Source organism: Bacillus sp. UMB0728, assembly GCF_002858875.1.
GTDB classification, from domain to species: domain Bacteria; phylum Bacillota; class Bacilli; order Bacillales; family Cytobacillaceae; genus Bacillus_AB; species Bacillus_AB infantis.
On record NZ_PKLA01000003.1, the window covers coordinates 465,370 to 480,938 of the forward strand.

Here is a 15,569-nt window from a genome sequence, read left to right on the forward strand (position 1 = left end):
AAATAAGAAGGAGGCAATTATGGACACAAAGTTATTTTCTTCATACACAGTGAAAGACGTCACACTAAAAAACCGCATCGTCATGGCGCCGATGTGCATGTATTCCAGCCATAATGAAGATGGAAAAGTAGAAAACTGGCATTTGACCCATTATACAAGCAGAGCTGTTGGACAGGTTGGCCTGATCATTGTGGAAGCGACCGCTGTAACTGCGCAGGGCCGCATTTCACCACAGGATCTGGGGATCTGGAGCGATGATCATATCGAGGGGCTGCAGCAGCTGACAGGCATGATGAAGGAGCATGGCACCCGTGCCGGCATCCAGCTTGCGCATGCAGGCAGAAAAGCGGTTATTGAGGGCGAAATCATTGCTCCATCTGCCGTGGCTTTCAATGAAAAAATGAAAAAGCCTAAAGAGATGACAAAAGAAGAGATTAAAGAAACGATCGAAGCCTTTAAGGAAGGCGCTGTCCGTGCTAAAAAAGCAGGCTTCGAGGTTATAGAAATCCATGCTGCCCACGGCTATCTGATCAATGAGTTTCTATCCCCGCTTTCCAATCTGCGGGAGGATGAATACGGCGGGATCGCAGAAAACCGCTACCGCTTCCTGAGGGAAGTCATCGACAGCATCCAGTCTGTTTGGGACGGACCTCTCTTTGTAAGGGTATCAGCGAGCGATTATAACGAAAACGGACTTGATGTTGAGGATTATGTCACGTTCGGGCGCTGGATGAAAGAGCAGGGCATCGACCTGATCGATGTAAGCTCCGGAGCACTGGTGCCGGCCCGCATTCACGCTTATCCAGGCTACCAGGTCAAATTCGCTGAAACCATCAAGAATGAGGCAGACATCCCGACAGGCGCCGTCGGCCTGATTACATCCGGACTGCAGGCTGAAGAGATCCTGCAAAACGACAGAGCAGACCTTATCTTCATCGCACGTGAGCTGCTCCGCGATCCATACTTCCCAAAAACCGCAGCCAAACAGCTCGGCACCGAAATCGAACCCCCGAAACAATATGATAGAGGGTGGTAAGAAAAGCGGAGGGCGCTTGCCCAGCCCCGACTAGCATAAGACGAGCAGGACGGAAGGTTGTTCTTTAACCTTCTGGCCTGATTGGCTTATGACTCGAGGGGCTAGCGCCCGGAGCTGGACAATAAGAAAAGCGGAGGCGACTGTTCAACTAAGGAACGCAGACTAAAAACGCCACGTCCTGTGGCAACGTCTGCATGACCCACATCCTGTGGGCCTCAAGCATAAGACGCTTTGGAATTGAAGGTGTTCTTTACCTTCGGTTCCAAAGTGGCTTATGACTCGAGGCTCTAGCCGATGGAGCTGGACAATAAGAAAAGCGGAGGGCGCTTGCCCTCCTCGAGATACAAAAAGAGCGTGCAGCCACATAAGGCTGCACGCTCTTCTTTCATTCTTCCTTCCAAATCCGCTCCAGAACATGTCCCTCACCACTGATGGCAATCCTGAAAACATCAGGATTGGACATTTTCATCAGCACATCAAAGCCGCTCTGTTCGTCGAAATATCTGAGCAGGAGCGTGCTCAGATTTCCATGGCTGGCAAGCACGATATGCTTCTCCGGGCGCTGGAGGGCTTCTTTTAAGACGGATGCAGCCCTTGCCATCCCCTCTTCCTGGGTTTCTCCGTCTTCAAAGCGCAGTCTGAAATCATCAAAGCTCTGCATAAGCTTAGTCTGCCAGTCATCAAAATAGAGAGAACTCAAAATCCTTTCCCCTAGCCGCGGGTCAGCAGAAACATCAAGCCCTTTAGACTCAGCAAGAGGCCTGACCGTCTCCAGGGCCCTGATGAAAGGGCTGGAATAGATAAAATCAACAGGCTTATCCTCAAAAAAACCGGCAAGCTTCACCGCCTGCTTTCTTCCCTCTCCAGTCAGCCGGGATTCAAACGGCTGGCCTTCGGCTTTGGCATGGCGAACGATATATAGTGTCTTCAAGCTTTCGCCCCCTTACTTATTCACCGGGATATGGAATTCCTTAAAATCCTCTGCTATATCGGCATCTGGAAACACTGTGCGCGCTTCATTGGTGAGCATTGCCCAGTCTGCTCTTTCGTAGCGTGCACTGATATGTGTGAGGCATAATTTCTTTGCGTTAGCCTGTTTGGCTATTTCCGCAGCCTGAACGGTTGTAGAATGGTAATAGTCGCGTGCCATGGTTTCTTCGCCCGCCTGGAAGGTCGCTTCATGGACAAGCAGATCAGCATCTCTGGCAAGTTCTAGGGCGGTTGCGCACATCCTTGTATCACCAAGGATCGTGATGACCCTCCCTTTAATATCCGGACCGAGAAAATCTGCCGGATTCAAAACAGTGCCGTCCGCCAGCACAGCAGGAATCCCATTTTTGATATCCCTGTAAATCGGACCCGGCATGACTCCCGCTTCCTTCAGCTTATCAGCCTGGAGAGTGCCCGGTTTGTCTTTTTCCATGATCCTGTAGCCAAGAGAAGGGATTCCATGGTCAAGAAGCATTGCCTCCACTTTAAAATCTTCATCTTCGAAAATAACGCCCTCTATTGCCTCAATGATCTTCAGCGGATATTTTAAGCAGGTCCCGCTCACCGAAAGGCTGATTTCAATATAATCCTTCAGCCCCTTTGGCCCATAAACCTCCACCTCTGTCTCGCCTCCCTGGAAGGAGCGGCTTGAGAGAAGTCCGGGAAGGCCGTATATGTGGTCGCCATGCATATGGGTTATAAAAATTTTTTCGATCCTCCTGGGCTTCAGTGATGTATGCAGGATTTGATGCTGGGTAGCCTCGCCGCAGTCAAACAGCCAGACTGTGCCCCGCTCTTCCAGAAGCTTCAATGCCATTGAGGTAACATTTCTAAGCTTTGCCGGTATTCCTGCCCCCGTTCCTAAAAATAATAAATCCACCCATGCCCCCCCTTTACCTGGTAAATATGTTCACTTGCCGTTAAATCGAGTTTTTATAATCAACACTATATCATAAATGCCGGCAGAAAGGTCCTCCCCGACTTCATCCCCATAAAAAACGGATAGTTTCCCGCCCTATTGCGGAAACTAATCAGGCAGCAGCCAAAGGCAGCGCTTTCGCAGGAGAAAGGCGCATATTATTTGCGATTTCATTGGATAAGCTATAAAATTTTATACTTGTATGGGTGTTCTTTTAATGGAAGACTTTTTATAGCCTTTGTTTGTGTCAGGGGCTTCATCCGGGTTGGACCCGATCCAGTGAGCGTGCCGGCATAAAAAGAGCTTTTTTAAAGATAAATCCCGCTGCAGGCCTACAGCATAAGAACTTACATATATTGAAATTTTGTTGAAGAGAGGTTTATGTACCGTGAAACAGAACGAAAAACCAACAGGATTAATCATGATTTTCGGAGCTACCGGCGACCTTGCCAATCGTAAACTGTTCCCTTCCCTCTACAGGCTTTTTGAAAAGGGAAATCTTTCAGAGCGTTTTGCTGTCGTCGGAGTTGCAAGAAGACCGCTTTCCAACGAGGAATTTCAGGAAAATGTAAAAAATTCCGTTCAGTCTGCGATAAAGGACAGCACCAGGCTGGATGAGTTTGCATCCCATTTTTACTATCACTCACATGATGTGACAGATTCAAGCTCATATCTAGCTTTAAAGTCAATGGCTGAAGATCTTGATAATACCTATGGCCTCGAAGGCAACCGTATTTTCTATCTGGCCATGGCACCGGAATTCTTCGGCACCATTGCGGTTCATTTGAAGCAGGATGGCCTGACCGAAACCAATGGATTCAAGCGCCTTGTCATAGAAAAGCCGTTCGGCCATGACCTCGAGTCTGCAAAAGAACTGAACAGCCAGATCAGGCATGCTTTTTCCGAAGATGAAATTTACCGTATTGATCACTACCTTGGTAAACAAATGGTCCAGAATATTGAGGTAATCCGTTTTGCCAATGCACTGTTTGAGCCGCTCTGGAACAACCGCCATATTTCCAATATCCAGGTGACATCAAGCGAGGTCCTTGGGGTAGAAGAACGCGGCCGCTATTACGAAAAGAGCGGGGCCTTAAGAGATATGGTTCAGAATCATATGCTGCAAATGGTGGCACTGCTTGCGATGGAGCCGCCGATCCGTTTGACGACCGATGAGATCCGCTCAGAGAAAGTAAAGGTCCTGCGTGCGATGCGTCCGCTTGAGGGCGATATGGTTCACGAACACTTTGTGCGGGGACAGTATGGCAAAGGCATGCTTGACGGCGAACAAGTGCCGGGATACCGTGAAGAACCAATGGTTGACAGCGAGTCCAATACCGAAACTTTTGTGGCCGGAAGATTGACTATCGACAACTTCCGCTGGGCCGGCGTCCCAATCTATATCAGGACAGGAAAGAGGATGGCCGTCAAGTCAACGAAGATTGTCATCCAATTCAAGGATATTCCGATGAACCTGTACTATGAAACAGGGCAGACAGTCAATCCGAATCTGCTGATCATCCACATCCAGCCTGATGAAGGGATCACGCTTCACCTTAATGCCAAAAAGTCAGGAAACCAGCTTGAAGCGAATCAAGTCAAGCTGAACTTCTCGAATAAAAGCGGCAGCGGCATAAACACGCCGGAAGCCTATGAGAAGCTGCTGTATGACTGCATGAGAGGCGATGCCACAAACTTTACCCACTGGGACGAAGTGGCATTATCCTGGAGCTTCGTGGATAAAATTTCCGAAGTATGGGAAAACCATAAAGCGAAAAACTTCCCTAACTATGAAGCCGGGACAATGGGACCTGAAGAAGCAGATCAGCTGCTTGCAAAAGAAGGATTCTCCTGGTGGCCTGTGGCAGACTTAGACGTTGATAATTGCTAATACAAAAAATCCCTTCGGCTACCCGGAGGGATTTTTATCATTCAAAAAGCCGCCTCGATTGGCGGCTTTTTGAATGCATGTATTAAATCCAGTTCGTATGGAACGTGCCTTCTTTGTCCGTACGCTGATACGTATGGGCCCCGAAATAATCGCGCTGTGCCTGAAGCAGATTGGCCGGGAGGGTTTCCGTCCGGTAGCTGTCATAATAAGAAAGCGCGGCTGAGAAGCATGGAACCGGTATTCCGTTCTGTACAGCAGAGCTGATGATTTCCCGCAGGGCTGCCTGGTAGCTTTCGGCGATTTCCTTGAAATATGGATCAAGCAGAAGATTTTTAAGACCCGGTTCCCTGTCATAAGCTTCTTTGATTTTCTGCAGGAACTGGGCGCGGATGATGCAGCCTCCGCGGAAAATCATGGCGATATCCCCGTATTTCAAATCCCAGCTGTATTCATCCGATGCAGCCCGCATCTGGGCAAACCCCTGTGCATAGGAACAGATTTTGCTCATATATAAAGCTTTGCGGACAGACTCAATGAATGCCTCCCTGTCTCCTTCAAAGCTCTTCGCTTCAGGTCCTTTCAAAAGCCTGCTCGCGTGGACGCGCTCCTCTTTCATGGCCGAAAGGAAGCGTGCAAAGACGGACTCAGTGATAATCGGAAGCGGGACACCTAAATCAAGGGCACTTTGGCTTGTCCATTTCCCTGTGCCCTTTTGGCCGGCTGTATCGAGGATCACATCCACGAGCGGCTTGCCTGTTTCCTCATCCTTTTTAGTAAAAATATCTGCTGTAATTTCAATCAGATAGCTGTCGAGTTCGCCCTTATTCCAGTCTGCAAAGACGGTGTGCAGCTCTTCTGCCGACAAGCCGAGTACATTTTTAAGAAGGAAATAAGATTCGGAGATCAGCTGCATGTCTCCATACTCGATCCCATTATGGACCATTTTGACATAATGTCCTGCCCCATCCGGGCCTATGTACGTTGTACAAGGCTCGCCATTCACTTTTGCAGAAATATCCTTAAAGATTGGTGCGACAAGGTCATAGGCTTCCTTTTGCCCGCCAGGCATGATGGACGGCCCTTTCAGTGCGCCCTCTTCTCCCCCGGACACCCCGGTTCCGATAAAATGGATGCCAAGCTCGCTCAGCTCTTTATTCCTCCGCTGTGTATCAGCGAAAAAAGTATTTCCGCCATCTATCAGGATATCGCCCTTTTCAAGATGAGGCTTAAGCTGCTCAATCGTTGCGTCCGTTGGGCCGCCCGCTTTGACCATCAGCATAATTTTCCGCGGCTTTTCAAGGGAATCGACAAACTCTTCAATCGAGTAAGTTCCGGTAATATTCTTCCCTTCGGATTCTTTAAGCATTTCTTCCGTTTTTTCAGAAGATCTATTGTAGACAGAAACAGCATACCCCCTGCTTTCAATGTTCCAGGCAAGGTTTTTTCCCATAACGGCAAGGCCGATAACTCCTATTTCCTGTTTAGTCATATCATTCTCCCTTTCTGCTTCTGAAGCTGGTATCTACACCCGGCAAGCCACGCCATCGAAAGGCTGCTGCCAATAATAATGTCTCAAAACGGCAAAAGGAATGCAACTAATCAAACTTGGGCTTTCCCTTCTTAGTTTGACGTTCCATTCCTTTTATAAACATTATTCATGATCTTTTTGAGCCGGATGCTGGATTTGGCGTTTTCCCGCACCGTTAAGGAAATCTTTATTGAAGCTGGTATCTGTCCCGATTGCAGAATTGTCAGCTCCATCGCCCGCCGCTCCGGCAAGGTCGATGATCTTATCCCCGAATTTGCTCCGCAGATCGGCCAGGGTTTTGAAAAGCGGCTCTTTCCTGGCCTCTTTTTCATAAGAAAATAAATCAAGCTGGCGTACAGCCTGGTCCTGCTCCACGAGTTCCTGAGCTGTAACCCCGAGGAGGCGGACGGGATCTCCATTCCAGTGCCTAATGAACAGCTTCCGGCTGAAAGCAGCCAGATCTTCCTTTAAGCTGACAGGGTTATCCAGCTTCCTGCTCCTTGTAATTGTCTTTCTGTCTTTATAGCGGATGGTAATGCCCAGGGCTGACGCATATACCTTCTTTTTTTTCAGGCGGACAGCTACCTTTTCCGACAGCATATCAAGCACCTTAAAGAGCTCCTGCTGATTGGACACATCCCTTGGGAGCGTAGTAGAATTGCCCACACTCTTAAATTCAGCTGCAGACTCCGGGTCTACGGGCCTGCGGTCGATCCCGTTCGCCCTCTCTTTCAGTCGCGGCCCGTTGATGCCAAGCAACCCTTTCAGCTGAAGGTCATTAGCTTCGGCGAGGCTGCCAATCGTCTCAATCTGGAGGGTGCGAAGCTTCTCGGCTGTCTTTTTGCCGACTCCATGCATTTCCTCCACAGGCATCGGCCAAAGGATATTTCCTATATCGCGTTTCCGCAGCACGGTGATGCCCATCGGTTTCTTCATATCTGAAGCCATTTTAGCAAGAAATTTATTGGGGGCCACCCCTATGCTGCAGGGCAGATCAAGCTGATCAAGTATCTGCTTCTGGATGCTCCCGGCAATTTCAAGCGGCGCTCCATACTCATAGCTATCTGTAATATCGACATACCCTTCGTCGATGGAGACAGGCTCAACAAGCCCGGAATATTGGCCGAGTATATTGAACATTCCCATAGAGGCAGCGCGGTACCGTTCAAAATTCGGTGTCATTACGATCAGCTGCGGGCACAGCTTTTTGGCCTCCCATAAGGGCATTGTTGTCCTGACGCCGAACTTTCTTGCTTCATAGCTGCATGTGACGATTATTCCCCTTCGCTCTTCTGCATTTCCGGCAATCGCCAGCGGCTTCCCTTTCAGCTCAGGATTATAGGCCATTTCGACTGAAGCGTAGAAGCTGTTCATATCAACGTGCAAAATGACCCGCCCGTTCTTTGGATATAATTCTCTCATGCCTCTGCACTTCCCTGACTTAATGATAGCTATATTTTATCAAAATTCCGCATCCAAGGCTAAGAAAGCAAAAGAGCCTGCAGCAGCAGGCCCTTCTAAAATGCGCAAGCGCCCTGGCCATCCTTAAGGAACGAGGGGACATCAGGCGCAGCTGCTAGACAGTAATCAAAGTCGCAAAAGATATATACTTACTTTGATAAAAAAGTTAGACAGCCTCTTCTTTCCTATCTTTCATAAACTCTTTGATTTCGCGGATGCCTTCAAGCGCTTGTACGAGCCTGAGAGGATCGATGATTGTGATAAGCCGGCTTCCTAAGGCTGCAACTCCGCTGAAGTAGGTGGTTTTCTGATAAGCAGCAAGTCCAAGTTCTTTGACAGCTTCCTTTGGCATATCAATAATTTCCTTAGCCTCTGCTACCGAAGCCCCAAGGGAAAGCTCTTCTGTCTGCAGCACAATCATTCTGGCTGCATCAGAATCTGCCTGGCTGCGGTCATAGAGAATATGCTCAAAATCAATGACAGGAATCAATTCTCCCCTTACCTTTGAAATTCCCTTCACATATGCAGGGAGATGAGGTATCGGTGTGATATCCTCAGCCTTTTCGATTGAAATGACATATTCAATCGGGATCGCATATTCCTCTTTGCCTACCTGAAACACAATCATTTTTTTATTTTCATCCATTGCTTTTGTCCCTCCGTCCGCTAAAAGTCCCTGGCGGCTATGCATATCTATTACAAATATACCATATTTTTTACTGATCCGGGAATTAACTATGTAAAATGTACCTTCTGTTAAGAAGAAAAAACGGGAGGAGCCGCTGGCCCTCCCGCTGATCATTATTCGTTGCCGGATACTTCATTGATGATTGCTACAACCATTTCTCCAAGCTTGTTCAGCTCTTCAACCGGCATGCGTTCATTGGTTGTATGGATTTCCTCATAGCCTACAGCCAGGTTGACTGTCGGGATGCCGAAGCCGGCAATCACATTCGCGTCACTGCCTCCGCCGCTATGGAGAAGCTCACTGCTGCGGCCGATTTTGGCTGCAGCTTTCTTTGCTACTTCCACCACATGATCCCCTTCTCCATATTTGAAGCCTGGGTACATAACCTGGATTTCAACATCGGCTTTGCCGCCCATTTCTTCTGCTGCGCTTTCAAATGCTTCCTTCATCTTGGCTGCCTGCGCTTCCATCTTTTCGCCAATAAGGGAACGGGCTTCTGCCAGGATGTCGACACGGTCGCAAACGATATTTGTCTGCTGACCGCCTTCAAATCTGCCGATATTGGCAGTCGTTTCCTCATCAATGCGTCCAAGCGGCATGCGGGCCACTGCTTTTGCTGCGATGGTGATGGCAGAAACGCCTTTCTCAGGTGCCACACCGGCATGAGCAGTTTTGCCTTGGATGACAGCTTTCACCTTGGCCTGTGTCGGAGCTGCTACAATAATATTCCCAACCTTGCCGTCGCTGTCGAGCGCATAGCCAAACTTGGCCTTTACAAGGGAACGGTCAAGCGCCTTCGCTCCGACCAGCCCTGATTCTTCGCCGGCTGTGATGATGAACTGGATGGTACCATGCTCTATATTCTGCTCTTTAAGAACCCTGACGACCTCAAGCATAACTGCAAGGCCTGCTTTATCGTCTGCACCAAGGATGGTAGTTCCGTCAGTCACCACATAGCCGTCCTTAATTGATGGCTTGATGCCCTTCCCGGGAACAACAGTATCCATATGCGAGGTAAAATAAATAGTATCAACGCCCTCTTTTGTGCCTTCAAGCGTGCAAATCAGATTTCCGGCACCATGGCCTGTTTCAGCAGTCGTATCGTCCTCAAAAACATCGACTCCAAGATCAGTGAATTTCTTTTTCAGGACTTTGGCGATTTCTGCTTCATGCTTTGTTTCGGAATCCACCTGGACAAGCTCCAGGAATTCATTTAGTAAACGCTCCTGATTGATCATAATGTTAAAACCTCCAATATGTATGCGTACTAACCTAGTATACCGCTCACATCATTCAACAGCAACCGGAGAGCCTGCCTGGGGAGAGGACTGCAGACTGGTGCCATAAGAAAAAAGGAAGGGAGTATTCCCTTCCAATCAACAGCATTTATAAGGGGATATTCCCATGCTTTTTGGCCGGCCGCGACTCCTTTTTATTCCGGAGCATCTCAAGTGCCTGAATGAGTTTAATTCTCGTATCCCGTGGATCAATGACATCATCCACCATGCCGCGGCTGGCAGCCACATAAGGATTGGCGAACTTTTCGCGGTATTCTTCGATTTTCTGTTCCCTGACTGCTTCGGGGTTGCTGCTGCCCTGGATTTCGCGCGCAAAAATGATATTGGCTGCTCCTTGAGGGCCCATGACCGCAATTTCAGCATTGGGCCAGGCAAACACAAGGTCAGCGCCGATGGATTTGCTGTTGAGGGCAACATAGGCGCCGCCATAGGCTTTCCGGAGGATCACGGTCAGCTTCGGAACAGTCGCCTCCGAATAGGCATAAAGGATCTTGGCCCCATGCCTGATGATCCCTCCGTGCTCCTGCTTGATGCCCGGGAAGAAACCGGTTACATCTTCAAAGGTAATGAGCGGAATGTTGAAGGAATCGCAGAAGCGGATAAATCTTGAAGCCTTATCGGAAGAATCAATATCAAGCCCGCCTGCCATTACCTTGGGCTGATTGCAGACAAGACCGACTGATTCGCCTTTGATCCTCGCCAGCCCGACAACAATATTCCTGGCAAAATCCTGCTGAACCTCCATGAACGATCCTTCATCCACAATCTGTTCCACTACTTTGCGGACATCATAAGGCCTCAGGCTGTCAAATGGGATGCAGTCAGTCAGATCAGGCCGGTAATCGTCCTCTTCATCTGCTGAAAGCCGCGGCGGCTTTTCCCCGCTGTTCTGGGGAAGGTAGCTGAGAAGCCTTCTTACCTGCTGGAGGACTTCCTCTTCTGTTCCGCCCATGAAGTGGGCATTGCCGCTTATTGAATTATGTACCTCTGCGCCGCCAAGGTCTTCTGAAGAAATCTTTTCGCCTGTGACGGTCTCAATCACTTTCGGGCCGGTAATGAACATTTGGCTCGTTTTTTCGACCATAAAGACAAAGTCTGTTATAGCTGGCGAATAAACGGCCCCGCCTGCACACGGGCCCATAATGACAGAAAGCTGCGGAATCACGCCGGAATAGATGCTGTTGCGGTAGAAAATGTGGCCATAGCCGTCAAGCGACACAACCCCTTCCTGGATCCTTGCCCCTCCTGAATCGTTCAGCCCGATGAAGGGAGCGCCGTTTTTGGCAGCAAGATCCATAACATTTGCGATTTTCTTTGCGTGCATCTCGCCAAGTGCGCCGCCAAATACGGTGAAGTCCTGGGAAAATAAGTAGACAGGCCGGCCGTTTACCTTTCCATAACCTGTAACAACCCCGTCTCCCGGCCCCTTTGCCCTGTCAAGGCCAAAGTCTGTCGATCTGTGCTCAATAAAGGGATTCAGTTCCACAAAGGTCCCTTCATCCAGCAGCAAGCCGATCCTCTCCCTTGCAGTAAGCTTCCCTTTCTCATGCTGCTTCTCTATCCTCTCGTCGCCTCCGCCCAGTTCCACCTCCCGGCGCCGGTCGTACAGCTCATTGATTTTTTCATAGATGTCCGTCATGCTTCTTCCAGTCCTTTCTTCTCGCAGAATTCATAGAGTACGCTCCCGGATGACTTTGGATGGATAAACGCCACCTTCGCACCGCCTGCGCCTTTCTTTGCTTCATCATTAATCATTCTGATGCCTTTTTCTTTTATCTCTGCTATTCTTTCATTGATAGAGTCCACACCCAGTGCAATATGGTGGATGCCTTCTCCCCGCTTTTCGATGAATTTTGCTATTGGGCTGCCTTCTCCCAGCGGTTCGAGCAGCTCAAGCTTTGCATTTCCTGCAAGAAGGAATGCCACCCTGACCCGCTCAGATTCGACATCTTCCACACCAAGCAGCTCGAGGCCGAGCACATCTGTATAAAATGGAAGAGCACTGTCAAGCGAGCTGACAGCGATCCCAATATGATCCACTTTGTTAATCATTTATGAACCCCCCGCTTGCATAATACTCTTAATATTCGATAAAAATGTCGAAATTCCTTCAAATATTGAGCGGTTGTTCATTTTGAATTTTCTTAGTAGAATAGAGTAATAATAGATTAGAATGTCAGAAGGAGGGGCTCCTGCTTGTCTAATAAAAAATTCCGCAAGATCATCGTATATTTAATGATTTTTGCCATGCTCGCATCCACCCTTGCTGTTGGAGCAGCCATGTTTTTATAGAAACGAAAAAAAGGATCGCCTTATGGCGGTCCTTTCTAACTATAGATAGATTCAATGAAATTTGAGCTTTACCATGATTTCTTTTGGTAATGAGAATGTTGATTTCCGTTCCAGGCACTTCGCTTTCCGCGGGGCGGCGCTGCAATCACGCAGGAGTCTACGTGCCTTCCACTCCAATCGACAGATTTACAAATTTTTATGGCATTATGTGGCCTATTTAAGGGCATCTGATCCTTTAATACAACAACGAATTCAAAAAGGCCGTCTTAGGAAGCGGATCAGAAAGGTTTCTATTGGGCCCGCTTTTAAGCACGATCTTTTTTATTTGGAGATTTGCCTGCTGCTCTTATTTTAAGTATTTTACTGCTTATAAGGCCACACTGTATTTAGTTCACTGATAGCACCGTACTCTTTACCCAGCTCTTCAAAGCTTTGGCCGGTTGATACAACCAGCACTTTGGTCCCGATGGGGATGAGTTCGAAAAGGGACTCGATTGCTTCATTCTGCATGCGGACACAGCCGGAGGAGACATATTTGCCGATGGATCCGGGCTCATTTGTCCCGTGTATCCCATATATCCGCCCGTCCGTCTCCTCAGCATCAAAGCCGATCCATCTCGTTCCGAGAGGATTTTCCGGAGAACCGCCAGGAATGTTTTTTCTTCTGTAATAAGGCTCCTTCGCCTTGACTGTGACAGTAAAAAGCCCCTCCGGCGTCAAATCAGCCGTCTTCCCGGTGGCAGCGCTTATGACCGTCTGGACCCTGTTTTCGTCAACAAGCGCAAGCTCATTTGTCTGTTTATTGATGATGACGAAAGGGTCTCCAGGCAGCGGATTGGGCCCGATCGGCCAGATAGGAGAAAATGAAAAAGAAAGCGCAAGGATCGAAAGCATTTTAAGCATCCATTTCACCAGCCTGTATCATTTTTGAATAGCTTCTGCCTGCATGCCCCCGATTATGCGCTTTTCTCTTTTTTCAATCCTTTAAAAGAGCTTTTAATGACCAAATATTGTTCCATTTCTTTAACAAAATGCAGGAGGGCCGCACGCGCTTCAAACTCCTCCCTTGTTCGTGGGAGGTCACTCTCTTCGAAAGAAAGCTTCATCCGCAGCAGCTTTTCCAGATACACAATCGCTGTATTGCCGGGATGAATATTGTTTGACAGCTCTTCGATGAAATCAGCGACAATCTCTCCCTGCTCCACAGTAAGACCGATCGATGTAACGGTCGGCAGCACCCTTTCAATGATTTCAAATTGCTTTTCCCTCATTTTAAAATAATGGTAGTAGGAGTTTTCATTGCGCAGGAAGTGATTTTCAACATCCCTGAAGGCAAGGGTCTTGGCTTCCGAGATCAGCCTCTCTGTACCGGTGATCTCCCTGCCGTCCCAGTCACTTTCATTGGTTCGGAGATAGGTGATGATTTCATCAAATATCCTTTTGAAGTTATCTTCAATCTGAAGCTGATATTTTTCAAGCTTTCTGTCAAGGCTTGGCATATACAGATTCGCCAGCAGTGCCACTCCTATCCCGACAGTTATGATTCCAAGTTCATTCAAAAGCAGGCTGCCAGTAACCTCGCCCGCAGAATAAATATGCAGGGTGATTACACTGCTGGACACCACCCCTTCACTTGCCTTCAGCATCACAGCCGTGGGGATGAAGAATAACAGCAGCAGCCCGATCACAGCCGGATGATATGCAATGCCTTCAAAGAATACGGTGGAAAAGACCATAGAAAGCAGACAGGCCAGGAATCTGGCCCAGGAAGCTGTAAGCGACCTTTTTTTTGTCACTTGGATGCATAAAATCGTCAATATGCCTGCAGATACAAAGTTATTAAGCCCAAGCATTTGTGCAATGATAATGGAAACAGCTGTCCCGGCAGCAGTTTTAATCGTTCGGTATCCTATTCTGAATTTCATATCATGCACTCCTATACATAGCAGCCATTCAGCGGAAATGAATACCCCTGAAGGCTGTAAATAAACTTATGTAAAGCCTCCCCGATATGCCGTGGGAAAAGCCGGCCAATTGAAAAAGAAGATGATCTGGGACCATCTTCTTCCTAATTATACGTTTTAAAGCACTTTTTGCAAGAAGTCTCTTGCCCTTGGACTTTTAGGACTCGAGAAAAATTCTTCCGGAGGAGAATCCTCTACAAGAACCCCTCCATCCAGAAAGAGGACCCGGTCTGCCACTTCCTTGGCAAAGCCCATTTCATGGGTCACGATCACCATGGTCATACCGCTGTGGGCAAGGGACTTCATGACGTCCAGCACTTCCTTGACCATTTCGGGATCCAGGGCAGATGTCGGCTCGTCAAACAGCATCATGTCCGGCTGCATAGCCAAAGCCCTGGCAATGGCCACCCTCTGCTTTTGTCCCCCTGACAGGCGGTTCGGGTATTCATTCGCCTTCTCTGAAAGGCCAACCTTCTGCAAAAGCCCGGTGCCGATTTTTTCAGCTTCCTGCTTGGAAACTCCTTTTACTTTCATCGGGGCATATGTGAGATTCTCCAGCGCTGTCATATGCGGGAACAGGTGGAAGTGCTGAAAAACCATGCCTACTTCCTGCCTCACCTTCATAATATCCGTTTTCCGGCCGGTTACTTCCTCTTTGCCGATGAATATCCTGCCATCCGTTGGCTGCTCAAGCAGATTCAGGCACCGCAGAAATGTTGATTTCCCGGAGCCGGAAGGGCCGATGACCGCCACCACTTCACCGTCCTGGACCGTTGTGCTGATCCCTTTCAGCACCTCCAGGCTGCCGAAATTTTTGTGCAGATTCTCTACCTTAATCACTTCGCCTCATCCTCCTTTCAACCGCTTTGCCGATGATCGTCAATGTGATGACCATTACATAATAAATCAGGCCCGCAATCAGAAGAGGCTCAAAGAAGGAATATTTCTCGGCGCCCACCTGATAGGAACGGCGCATAATATCCATGACTCCTATTGTTGTAACGATCGCTGATTCCTTCGTAAGTGTGATAAATTCATTCATGAGGGCTGGAAGGATGTTTTTCAGTGCTTGCGGGAGGATGATATCCCACATCATCCTTTTATAAGGAATCCCAAGGGCCATTGAAGCTTCCCGCTGCCCTTTGTCCACCGCCAGTATCCCGGCTCTGATCACCTCAGATATATAGGCTGCGGAATTGAGCCCGAAAGACAGCACTGCCGCTGCATACGGCTCTATCTGGAAGCCGAAGATCTGGGGAGAACCATAATAAATGAGCATCAATTGAAGCACCAGCGGCGTTCCTCTAAAGATGGAAGTATACGCATCCGCCAGCCAGCCAAGATACTTTAAAGAGCTTATCTTAAATAATGCAAGAATAATTCCGAGTGCAAAGCCAAGAAGGCCGGCAAGCAGCACAATTTGCAGGGTGACGCCAATCCCTTTTAATATATATGGCATTGATGGGATAAACTGAGCAAAATCCAAATTCATAACCTGTCTC

General features: G+C 48.4%; 15 protein-coding genes. 3 read left to right on the forward strand and 12 right to left on the reverse strand.

Annotated elements, in window-relative coordinates:
* Nucleotides 1–19 precede the first annotated feature (19 nt).
* Complete coding sequence (namA, locus tag CYJ37_RS13405) at nucleotides 20–1,036, forward strand: NADPH dehydrogenase NamA (protein ID WP_009794721.1); 1,017 nt, start codon at nucleotides 20–22, stop codon at nucleotides 1,034–1,036.
* Between the two features lie 385 nt (nucleotides 1,037–1,421).
* Here the strand turns inward: namA and CYJ37_RS13410 are convergent, their stop codons facing one another.
* On the reverse strand, nucleotides 1,422–1,967 hold the full coding sequence (locus tag CYJ37_RS13410) for a histidine phosphatase family protein (RefSeq protein WP_101550240.1): 546 nt from the start codon (nucleotides 1,965–1,967) through the stop codon (nucleotides 1,422–1,424).
* Nucleotides 1,968–1,979: 12 nt separating this feature from the next.
* Complete coding sequence (rnz, locus tag CYJ37_RS13415; RefSeq protein ID WP_101550242.1) at nucleotides 1,980–2,906, reverse strand: ribonuclease Z; 927 nt, start codon at nucleotides 2,904–2,906, stop codon at nucleotides 1,980–1,982.
* A 427-nt stretch (nucleotides 2,907–3,333) separates the two neighbouring features.
* Here rnz and zwf point away from each other — a divergent pair, with 427 nt between their 5' ends.
* A complete protein-coding gene (gene zwf / locus CYJ37_RS13420; protein WP_041825238.1) occupies nucleotides 3,334–4,836 on the forward strand; it encodes a glucose-6-phosphate dehydrogenase in 1,503 nt (500 codons plus the stop codon).
* Between the two features lie 82 nt (nucleotides 4,837–4,918).
* Here zwf and gndA read toward each other — a convergent pair whose 3' ends face one another.
* The 6 genes from gndA to mce form a co-directional block, all read right to left on the reverse strand.
* Nucleotides 4,919–6,325: an NADP-dependent phosphogluconate dehydrogenase gene (gndA, locus tag CYJ37_RS13425; protein WP_101550244.1), complete on the reverse strand. Its 1,407-nt coding sequence runs from the start codon at nucleotides 6,323–6,325 to the stop codon at nucleotides 4,919–4,921.
* Nucleotides 6,326–6,487: 162 nt separating this feature from the next.
* Nucleotides 6,488–7,786 carry a DNA polymerase IV gene (locus CYJ37_RS13430; RefSeq protein ID WP_101550246.1) on the reverse strand — a complete coding sequence of 433 codons (1,299 nt, stop codon included), beginning with the start codon at nucleotides 7,784–7,786 and terminating at the stop codon, nucleotides 6,488–6,490.
* Between the two features lie 205 nt (nucleotides 7,787–7,991).
* The gene (locus CYJ37_RS13435) at nucleotides 7,992–8,471 is read right to left on the reverse strand and encodes a chemotaxis protein CheW (protein WP_035403057.1); all 480 of its coding nucleotides are present in this window, start codon (nucleotides 8,469–8,471) and stop codon (nucleotides 7,992–7,994) included.
* Nucleotides 8,472–8,626: 155 nt separating this feature from the next.
* The gene (locus tag CYJ37_RS13440; protein ID WP_009794712.1) at nucleotides 8,627–9,751 is read right to left on the reverse strand and encodes a M20/M25/M40 family metallo-hydrolase; all 1,125 of its coding nucleotides are present in this window, start codon (nucleotides 9,749–9,751) and stop codon (nucleotides 8,627–8,629) included.
* 148 nt (nucleotides 9,752–9,899) lie between these two features.
* Nucleotides 9,900–11,450: an acyl-CoA carboxylase subunit beta gene (locus CYJ37_RS13445; RefSeq protein ID WP_009794711.1), complete on the reverse strand. Its 1,551-nt coding sequence runs from the start codon at nucleotides 11,448–11,450 to the stop codon at nucleotides 9,900–9,902.
* Nucleotides 11,447–11,863 carry a methylmalonyl-CoA epimerase gene (gene mce / locus CYJ37_RS13450; protein WP_022544170.1) on the reverse strand — a complete coding sequence of 139 codons (417 nt, stop codon included), beginning with the start codon at nucleotides 11,861–11,863 and terminating at the stop codon, nucleotides 11,447–11,449. Before mce ends, CYJ37_RS13445 begins: the two co-directional genes overlap by 4 nt.
* Nucleotides 11,864–12,007: 144 nt before the next feature.
* Here mce and prli42 point away from each other — a divergent pair, with 144 nt between their 5' ends.
* Nucleotides 12,008–12,103, forward strand: coding sequence for a stressosome-associated protein Prli42 (prli42, locus tag CYJ37_RS27290; protein WP_022544171.1), 96 nt, complete (start codon nucleotides 12,008–12,010; stop codon nucleotides 12,101–12,103).
* A 360-nt stretch (nucleotides 12,104–12,463) separates the two neighbouring features.
* Here prli42 and CYJ37_RS13455 read toward each other — a convergent pair whose 3' ends face one another.
* The 4 genes from CYJ37_RS13455 to CYJ37_RS13470 all read right to left on the reverse strand — a co-directional run bounded on the left by CYJ37_RS13455 (nucleotide 12,464) and on the right by CYJ37_RS13470 (nucleotide 15,559).
* Nucleotides 12,464–13,006 carry a L,D-transpeptidase gene (locus CYJ37_RS13455; protein WP_009794991.1) on the reverse strand — a complete coding sequence of 181 codons (543 nt, stop codon included), beginning with the start codon at nucleotides 13,004–13,006 and terminating at the stop codon, nucleotides 12,464–12,466.
* A gap of 53 nt (nucleotides 13,007–13,059) precedes the next feature.
* Nucleotides 13,060–14,028 (reverse strand): aromatic acid exporter family protein, encoded by a 969-nt coding sequence (locus CYJ37_RS13460; protein WP_009794990.1) that lies wholly within the window; start codon nucleotides 14,026–14,028, stop codon nucleotides 13,060–13,062.
* 156 nt (nucleotides 14,029–14,184) lie between these two features.
* Nucleotides 14,185–14,907 (reverse strand): amino acid ABC transporter ATP-binding protein, encoded by a 723-nt coding sequence (locus CYJ37_RS13465; protein WP_009794988.1) that lies wholly within the window; start codon nucleotides 14,905–14,907, stop codon nucleotides 14,185–14,187.
* Nucleotides 14,900–15,559, reverse strand: coding sequence for an amino acid ABC transporter permease (locus tag CYJ37_RS13470; RefSeq protein WP_101550589.1), 660 nt, complete (start codon nucleotides 15,557–15,559; stop codon nucleotides 14,900–14,902). Before CYJ37_RS13470 ends, CYJ37_RS13465 begins: the two co-directional genes overlap by 8 nt.
* Between the last annotated feature and the right edge of the window lie 10 nt (nucleotides 15,560–15,569).

Excerpts from the sequence above, each read along its gene's own strand:
- namA (WP_009794721.1), top strand. The coding sequence starts at position 20 with ATGGACACAAAGTTATTTTCTTCATACACAGTGAAAGACGTCACACTA.
- gndA (WP_101550244.1), bottom strand. The coding sequence starts at position 6,325 with ATGACTAAACAGGAAATAGGAGTTATCGGCCTTGCCGTTATGGGAAAA.
- CYJ37_RS13430 (WP_101550246.1), bottom strand. The coding sequence starts at position 7,786 with ATGAGAGAATTATATCCAAAGAACGGGCGGGTCATTTTGCACGTTGAT.
- CYJ37_RS13435 (WP_035403057.1), bottom strand. The coding sequence starts at position 8,471 with ATGGATGAAAATAAAAAAATGATTGTGTTTCAGGTAGGCAAAGAGGAA.
- CYJ37_RS13440 (WP_009794712.1), bottom strand. The coding sequence starts at position 9,751 with ATGATCAATCAGGAGCGTTTACTAAATGAATTCCTGGAGCTTGTCCAG.
- CYJ37_RS13445 (WP_009794711.1), bottom strand. The coding sequence starts at position 11,450 with ATGACGGACATCTATGAAAAAATCAATGAGCTGTACGACCGGCGCCGG.
- mce (WP_022544170.1), bottom strand. The coding sequence starts at position 11,863 with ATGATTAACAAAGTGGATCATATTGGGATCGCTGTCAGCTCGCTTGAC.
- CYJ37_RS13455 (WP_009794991.1), bottom strand. The coding sequence starts at position 13,006 with ATGCTTAAAATGCTTTCGATCCTTGCGCTTTCTTTTTCATTTTCTCCT.
- CYJ37_RS13460 (WP_009794990.1), bottom strand. The coding sequence starts at position 14,028 with ATGAAATTCAGAATAGGATACCGAACGATTAAAACTGCTGCCGGGACA.
- CYJ37_RS13470 (WP_101550589.1), bottom strand. The coding sequence starts at position 15,559 with ATGAATTTGGATTTTGCTCAGTTTATCCCATCAATGCCATATATATTA.